Annotated in this window: 1 pseudogene; it reads right to left on the bottom strand. The window is 69.7% G+C overall.

The window, feature by feature from the left end:
- Positions 1 to 1,034 (bottom strand): annotated as a pseudogene (locus tag H4N64_RS44145) (alpha-1,4-glucan--maltose-1-phosphate maltosyltransferase); the annotation flags it as partial.

Genomic DNA, 1,034 nt, shown 5'->3' with positions numbered 1-1,034 from the left:
CGTGGGCGCAACTGGTACTTCTCCGAGTCCAGGTACTCTTCGCTGCCCTGGCGCAGCGGCGTGTTCTCGCACAGTTCGTAGCCGCTGTAGATGCCCCAGGTCGGCGACAGCGTGGCGGCGAGCACGGCGCGCAGTTCGAAGGCGGGGCGGCCGCCGTGCTGCAGGACGGCGTGCAGGATGTCGGGGGTGTTGGCGAAGAAGTTCGGCCGCATGTAGGCGGCCGCCTCGCCGGACAGCTCGGTCAGGTACTCGGTCAGCTCCTGCTTGGTGGTGCGCCAGGTGAAGTAGGTGTAGGACTGCTGGAAGCCGATCTGGGCGAGGGTGTGCATCATCGCCGGGCGGGTGAACGCCTCGGCCAGGAAGATCACGTCCGGGTCGGTGCGGTTGATCTCCGCGATGACCCGCTCCCAGAACATGACCGGCTTGGTGTGCGGGTTGTCCACCCTGAAGATCCGCACCCCGCGGGCCATCCAGTGCCGCAGCACCCGCAGCGTCTCGGCGATGAGCCCGTCCAGGTCGGCGTCGAAGGCGATGGGGTAGATGTCCTGGTACTTCTTCGGCGGGTTCTCCGCGTAGGCGATGGTGCCGTCGGGGCGGTGGTGGAACCACTCCGGGTGCTTGTGCACCCAGGGATGGTCCGGGGAGCACTGCAGGGCGAAGTCCAGCGCCACCTCCAGGCCCTGCTCGCGGGCCCGGGTGACGAACCAGGTGAAGTCCTCCAGGGTGCCCAGCGCCGGGTGGACGGCGTCGTGGCCGCCCTCGGGGGAGCCGATCGCCCAGGGCACGCCGACATCGGCGGGGGTGGGGTTGAGGGTGTTGTTGCGGCCCTTGCGGAAGGTCGTGCCGATCGGATGGATCGGCGGCAGGTAGACGACGTCGAAGCCCATCGCGGCGATCGCCGGCAACCGCCGGGCCGCGGTGCGGAACGTGCCGTGCGGCACCTCCGCGGTGCCCTCGGAGCGGGGGAAGAACTCGTACCAGGAGCCGTACAGCGCCCGCTCCCGCTCCACCAGCAGCGGCAGCGGATCGGACGC

The organism is Streptomyces cupreus, assembly GCF_014257025.1.
Lineage (GTDB): Bacteria > Actinomycetota > Actinomycetes > Streptomycetales > Streptomycetaceae > Streptomyces > Streptomyces cupreus.
This window is presented reverse-complemented; position numbering and strand designations above follow the sequence as displayed.